The following is a 6,761-nucleotide window of genomic DNA, read 5'->3' on the forward strand; positions in this document are numbered from 1 at the left end:
CCCTCGCCCGCGCCCTGGCCACCCGCCCCCGGCTGCTGCTCCTGGACGAGCCGCTGGCGGCCCTGGACGCCCGTACCCGGCTGGAGGTCCGGGCCCGGCTCCGGCGCCATCTGGCCGACTTCGAGGCGGTGGCGGTGCTCGTCACCCACGATCCGCTCGACGCCATGGTGCTGGCCGACCGGCTGGTGGTCGTGGAGCACGGCCGGGTGGTCCAGGAGGGCACCCCGGCCGACATCGCCCGCCATCCCCGCACGGACTACATCGCGCAGTTGGTCGGGCTGAACCTCTACCGGGGCGAGGCCGACGGCCACACCGTCCGGCTCGCCGACGGCCCGCCCCTGACCACCACGGAGGTCCTTTCCGGCCCGGTCTTCGTGGCGTTCCCGCCCAGTGCGGTCACCCTGCACCGGGAGCGGCCCACCGGCTCCAGCGCCCGCAACCTGTGGCGTTGCGAGGTGGCCGGTCTGGAGACCCACGGCGACCAGATCCGCGCCGACCTCACCGGTGAACTCCCCCTCGCCGCCGACCTCACGACGGTCGCCGCGGCCGAGCTCGACCTCCACCCGGGCGCGGAGGTCTGGGCGACGGTGAAGGCGGCACAGACCCACGCCTACCCGGTCTGAAGCGGCCGGCATCCCGCGGCTCAGGCCGCTGTCCCGACCGGGGAGCTCTCCGGGACGACGACGGCGTCCCGCACGACGCGGCGGCGCCGGGCCGGCACGAGCAGCGGGTGGGCGACGCCCCAGGCCGCGCCCTTGCAGATGATCTCCTTGTAGAGGGCGGCGAGCCGGCCGGTCAGGGCCGACGACACGGCGCGGTCGTCCGCGGTGACGTACTGGATCAGACCGTCCTTGCGGCCCAGTGAGATGCACTGGTTGAAGTAGCGCACGGGCACGGTCGGGACCTTGCCCCCGGTCAGCCGGGCCGCGATGGCGTCGGCGGCCTGCCAGGCGCCGGGGACGCCCGAGGCGCACGACATCCGCAGCGGCTTGTCCCCGGGACCCATCGCCAGGGCCGCGTCCCCGACGGCGTACACGTGCGGATGTGACACCGAGCGCATGGTCCGGTCGACGACGATCTGGCCGGTGCCGGTGACCTCCAGGCTGGTCGCCCGGGCGATCGGGTGGACGGCGAAGCCGGTGGTCCACACGGTGACCGCGGCCGGGATGTCCGTCCCGTCGCCGGTGGTGATGTGGCCGGCCTCGACGGCGGTGACGGCGGCGTGCTCGTGGACGGTGATGCCGAGCCGGTCGAAGACCGTGCGCAGGTGCCCGGCGCCCTTCTCCGAGAGCCAGTCGCCGAGGCCGCCGCGGGCGGCGAGGACGACGGCGAGGTCCGGGCGGGCCTCGGCGATCTCGGTCGCCGCCTCGATGCCGGTGAGACCGCCTCCGACCACGACCACGGACTCTCCGGCGGCCAGGCCGGCCAGGCGCTCGCGCAGCCGGAGCGCTCCGGGGCGGCTTGCGATCTCGTAGGCGTACTCGGCGGTACCGGGCACCCCCTGGTCGTTCCAGCCGCTACCGAGGGCGTACACGAGGGTGTCGTATTCCAGCTCCTCGTCCTTCGCCTCCCCGGTCGCGTCGAGGGCGGCGACGGTGACGGTCCTGCGGTCGACGTCGACGGCGGTGACCTTCCCCTGCTTCAGCGCGACGCCGGTGCCCTCGAACATCTCGACGAACGGCCGGGGCGCGAGGTCCTGGCCGGTCGCGAGCTGGTGCATCCGGACGCGCTCGACGAAGTCGGGCTCGGCGTTGACGAGAGTGAGGGCGACGTCCTCGCGGCGCAGTCGCCTGGCGAGGCGCCCGGCGGCGGTCGCTCCGGTGTAGCCGGCTCCGAGGACGACGATGCGGTGCTGCATGGCGTAGCTCCTGTCATGACGGCTGTCTGTTGCGGATTCACCCCTTGAACCGGGGGGCCCGCCGTTTCCTGACAGGAGTGCGATGTGAAGCACGTCACATCACGGTCGGCCGGGTCAGAAGACCGTGAGCAGGGGGTCGCCGTGGTCGCCGGCGGCCCACAGCCGGGTCGCGCGTTCGAGCTTGTCGGGGTTGACCTGGTTGCGGAACGCGACGATGCCGTCGGCGGCGACCTCCAGGCACATGACGCCGATGACCCGACCGTCGAGGACCACCACGAGGGCGGGGTCGCCGTTGGCGGTCCAGGCGTAGACGTCGGGCGAGCCGCCGACCAGGGCGCGCTTGGCCGCGCTGGGCTTGAACAGGCCCCGCATGAACTTGGCACCCGCGAGGGCACCCTCGAACGCCCTGGCGCGGGCCGGGACCTTGCCGCCGCCGTCGCCGACCGCCACGGCGTCCTGGGTGAGCAGCCGCACGAGCGGCTCGGTCTGTCCGCTCTCGGCGGCCGCCAGGAACTCGTCGATGACCCGCCGCGCGGCGGCCTCGTCGATCTCGGTGCGCGCACGGGCCCTGCCCTGGGCGACGTGCTTCTTCGCGCGGTGCAGGATCTGCTGGCTGGCGGCCTCGGTGATGTCGAGGATGTCGGCGATCTCCCGGTGCGGGTAGTCGAAGGCCTCCCGCAGCACGTACACCGCCCGCTCGTTCGGGGAGAGGCGCTCCAGCAGGACGAGCACCGCGTACGAAACCGATTCACGCTGCTCGGCGGTGTCGGCGGGGCCGAGCATACGGTCCCCGGCGAGCAGCGGCTCGGGCAGCCACTGGCCGACGTAGGTCTCACGCCGCGCACGGGCCGAGGTGAGCTGGTTGAGGCACAGGTTGGTGAGCACCTTCGTCAGCCATGCCTCGGGCACGTCGATGCGGTCGGTGTCAGCGCCCTGCCAGCGCAGGAACGTCTCCTGCACGGCGTCCTCGGCCTCGCTCGCCGACCCGAGCATCCGATAGGCCACCGCCTCCAGGCGCGGCCTGAAGGCTTCGAACCGGTCCACGTCGTCCAGGGTCAGGGCCATGCCACGGATCCTAACCGCCCTCGGCGGCGCCGCCTCCCAGACTCAGTCGCGGTTTCGGGGCGTCCGTACGGCCCGTCTGGGGGCGGCGGCTTCCCGCGCGGTACGGGGCCGGCCAGGGCGCGCCCGGGCCCGTGTAGCCCTGCTCGGCCGCCGCGTGCAGGGTCCAGTGGGGGTCGTAGAGGTGGGGGCGGGCCAGGGCGCAGAGGTCGGTGCGGCCCGCGAGGATCAGGGAGTTGACGTCGTCCCAGGAGGAGATCGCGCCGACCGCGATCACCGGGATGCCGGCGGTGTGGCGGATCCGGTCCGCGAACGGCGTCTGGTACGACCGCCCGAACTCCGGCCGCTCGTCGGCCACGACCTGGCCCGTCGACACGTCGATGGCGTCGGCGCCGTGCGCGGCGAAGGCCCGGGCGATCTCGACGGCGTCCTCGGCTCTCGTGCCGCCCTCGGCCCAGTCGGTGGCGGAGATCCGGACGGTCATGGGCCGCTCCCCCGGCCACACCTTCCGTACGGCGTCGAAGACCTCCAGCGGGAAGCGCAGCCGCTTCTCCAGGGAGCCGCCGTAGGCGTCGGTGCGCCGGTTGGTCAGCGGGGAGAGGAACCCGGACAGCAGATAGCCGTGCGCGCAGTGCAGTTCGAGCAGGTCGAAACCGGCCCGGGCGGCGCGGACCGCGGACGCCGTGAACTGTTCCCGGATGTCGGTGAGCTGGGCACGGGACAACTCGCGCGGCGTCTGGCTGAAGTCCTTGTACGGGAGCGCCGAGGGAGCCACTAGCGGCCAGTTGCCCTCCTGCAGCGGCTCGTCCATGCCCTCCCACATCAGTTTCGTGGAGCCCTTGCGGCCGCTGTGGCCGAGCTGCACGCCGATCGCGGTGCCGGGGGCCTGGGCGTGCACGAAGTTGGTGATGCGCTTCCACGCCTCGGCCTGCCGGCCGGTGTAGAGACCGGCGCAGCCGGGCGTGATCCGGCCCTCCTCGCTGACGCACACCATCTCGGTCATCACCAGCCCGGCCCCGCCCAGCGCCCGTGCGCCCAGGTGGACGAGGTGGAAGTCGCCGGGGACACCGTCGGCGGCCGAGTACATGTCCATGGGCGAGACGACGACCCGGTTGCGCAGGGTCAGGCCGCGCAGCCGGAACGGCGTGAACATCGGGGGGGTGCCGGGCGGGCAGCCGAACTCGCGCTCGACCGTCTCCATGAAGCGGGCGTCGCGCAGCCGCAGGTTGTCGTGCGTGACGCGGCGGCTGCGGGTGAGCAGGTTGAAGGCGAACTGGCGGGGCGGCTGGTCCAGGTACAGGGCGATGTTCTCGAACCACTCCAGGCTGGCCCGGGCCGCACGCTGGGTGGAGGCGACGACGGGGCGCCGCTCCGCCTCGTAGGCGGTCAGGGCTTCGGGCAGCGAGCCCCGCTCCTCCAGACAGGCGGCCAGGGCCAGCGCGTCCTCGACGGCGAGCTTGGTGCCGGAGCCGATGGAGAAGTGGGCGGTGTGGGCGGCGTCCCCGAGGAGCACGATGTTGCCGTGCGACCAGCGGTCGTTGACGACCGTGCGGAACGTCGTCCACGTGGAGTTGTTCGACTTCAGGGGGCGGCCGCGGAGCGCCTCCGCGAAGATCTTGCCGCAGCGCTCGATCGACTCCGCTTCGCCGAGCTCGTCGAAGCCGGCCGCGTGCCAGACCTCTTCACGCATCTCGATGATCACGGTCGAGGCGTCGGGGGCATAGGGGTAGCCGTGGAGCTGCATCACGCCGTGCTCGGTCTCGGCGATCTCGAAGCGGAAGGAGTCGAAGGGGAAGTCGGCGGCGAGCCAGATGTAGCGGCAGCGGTGGGTGGTCACCCGGGGGCGGAAGACGTCCGCGTGGGTCTCGCGGGTGGCGCTGTGGATGCCGTCCGCGGCGATGACCAGGTCGTGGGTGTGCGGGAGGTCGTGCGGGGCCTCGGTGCGGAAGCGGAGGCCGACGCCGAGTTCGCGGCAGCGGGTGTGGAGGATCTCGAGCAGTCGCTTGCGGCCCAGGGCCGCGAAGCCGTGCCCGCCGGAGGTGTGGCGGTGGGTGCGGTGGACGATGTCTATGTCGTCCCAGCGGGTGAAGTGCTGCTGGAGGGCCTCGTAGACCTGAGGGTCGGCGTGTTCGATGCCGCCGAGGGTTTCGTCGGAGAGGACCACGCCGAAGCCGAAGGTGTCGTCGGGAGCGTTGCGTTCCCAGACGGTGATCTCGCGGGTGGGGTCGAGGCGTTTGAGGAGGGCGGCGGCGTAGAGCCCTCCCGGGCCGCCGCCGATGATCGCGACGCGTTGGGGGCGGCCGGGGACGGCGTGCGGGCGCCGTCCGTTTGTGGCGTGTCGCGCAGTTCCCTGCGCCCCTGAAGGGGTTGCAGTCACCGTCCGCTCCATTTGGGAGGGCGCTTTTCCGTGAACGCCGCGTGGAACTCCGCGTAGTCCTCCCCGGTCATCAAGAGGGCCTGGGTGGAGGCGTCCAGTTCCACCGATGCCGCCAGGGGCATGTCCAGTTCCGCCGTGAGCAGCGCCTTGGTCTGGGCGTAGGCCAGAGCCGGGCCCTCTGCCAGGCGGTGGGCCAGTTGTTGTGCGGTCTCGTCGGCCCGGCCCTCTTCCGTCAGTTCGCTGATCAGGCCGATGCGCTCCGCCTCGAGGGCCCGGACCGGGTCGCCCAGCATCAGCAGGCGGGTCGCATGGCCCAGGCCGACGACGCGGGGCAGCAGGTAGGCCGCGCCCATGTCCCCGCCGGAGAGGCCGACGCGGGTGAACAGGAAGGCGAAGCGGGCGGTGGGGTCGGCGACGCGGAAGTCCGCGGCCAGGGCGAGGACCGCTCCCGCTCCCGCGGCCACGCCGTGCAGCGCCGCGATCACGGGGAACGGGCACTCGCGGATCGCGCGGACCACCTGGCCGGTCATCCGGTTGAAGTCCAGGAGCTGGGCGGTGTCCATGCCGAGGGTGGCACCGATGATCTCGTCGACGTCGCCGCCGGAGCAGAAGCCGCGGCCTCCCCCGGCCAGCACCAGGACCCTGACGGACCGCTCCCGGGACAGCTCCGCGAGCAGGTCGCGCAGGTCGGCGTAGGCGCCGAAGGTGAGCGCGTTGAGCTTCTCGGGGCGGGCCAGGGTGACGGTGGCGACGCCGTCGGCGATGTCGACGAGCAGATGCTCCCAGCCTGGGGTGCGGGCGGCGGAGCCGGTGAAGGGACTCATGACGTGCGGCCTCCTCGGGCGGGCACTGCCTCACTGAGCTCTACCCTCCGAAGCTATCACTCATCCGTGACTGTCGTCATGAGTGCGCGATAGGCCGTCCGGGTAGGACTCGGATGCGGGTCCGGCGTGACCCGGTCCGGTTACATCCGTCACAGATCGTCCACACCGGCGTAACGGCGGGACCAGCTGTGCGCGGCGGCGCGTTCACCCGGGTAGGCCGTCCGGCAAGGAGGCAAGGGCGCCTCCGACGGTGCCCCTCGGACGTCTCCGAAGAGCGGCGCCGTACCATTCATCAGGTTGAAAGCAGGATGTCCTGCGCCATGAACGGACCCGCCGTGTACGAACTCTCCTCAGCCCCCGCCTCCTGGCGCATCGCGCTGCCGCACACCGCAGCCGCGGTGCCCGTGGCCCGTGCCCTGGTCCGTACGGCGCTGGCCGAGCTGGAGCACGGGGCGGACTGCGACACCGCGGAGCTGCTGACGGCGGAGCTGGTGGCGAACGCCGTGGAGCACACCACGGGCGAGACGCCGATAGAGCTGGTCGTGGAGCTGATGCCGTCGGGATGTCAGGTCGAGGTGCACGACACCGACCCGGCCCCGCCCGGAGACCTCACCCGCCCGGCCGGCGGGCCGCCCGACCC

The 6,761-nt window shown here is 72.6% G+C and carries 6 protein-coding genes; 2 read left to right on the forward strand and 4 right to left on the reverse strand.

The genetic code is table 11. From position 1 onward, the window contains the following. The coding region (locus ABZ281_RS31375) for a TOBE domain-containing protein (protein WP_356660956.1) at positions 1-623 on the forward strand (623 nt) is incomplete at its 5' end. A gap of 20 nt (positions 624-643) precedes the next feature. Here ABZ281_RS31375 and ABZ281_RS31380 read toward each other — a convergent pair. The 4 genes from ABZ281_RS31380 to ABZ281_RS31395 form a co-directional block, all read right to left on the reverse strand. Then, positions 644-1,858, reverse strand: a complete 1,215-nt coding sequence (locus ABZ281_RS31380; protein ID WP_356660958.1) for an FAD-dependent oxidoreductase — start codon at positions 1,856-1,858, stop codon at positions 644-646. Positions 1,859-1,972: 114 nt separating this feature from the next. Beyond that, positions 1,973-2,923 (reverse strand): RNA polymerase sigma factor SigJ, encoded by a 951-nt coding sequence (gene sigJ, locus ABZ281_RS31385; RefSeq protein ID WP_356660960.1) that lies wholly within the window; start codon positions 2,921-2,923, stop codon positions 1,973-1,975. 10 nt (positions 2,924-2,933) lie between these two features. Then, entirely contained in the window at positions 2,934-5,309 is a 2,376-nt protein-coding gene (locus tag ABZ281_RS31390; RefSeq protein WP_356660962.1) for a bifunctional salicylyl-CoA 5-hydroxylase/oxidoreductase, read from the reverse strand. Continuing rightward, complete coding sequence (locus ABZ281_RS31395; protein ID WP_356660964.1) at positions 5,294-6,121, reverse strand: enoyl-CoA hydratase family protein; 828 nt, start codon at positions 6,119-6,121, stop codon at positions 5,294-5,296. The genes ABZ281_RS31390 and ABZ281_RS31395 overlap by 16 nt, the downstream gene beginning before the upstream one ends. Positions 6,122-6,429: 308 nt before the next feature. Between ABZ281_RS31395 and ABZ281_RS31400 the strand changes: the two genes are divergently transcribed. Continuing rightward, positions 6,430-6,761, forward strand: a 332-nt coding sequence (locus ABZ281_RS31400) for an ATP-binding protein (protein ID WP_356660966.1), incomplete at its 3' end; no start/stop codon positions are given.

Source organism: Streptomyces sp. NPDC006265 (assembly GCF_040613555.1).
Lineage (GTDB): Bacteria > Actinomycetota > Actinomycetes > Streptomycetales > Streptomycetaceae > Streptomyces.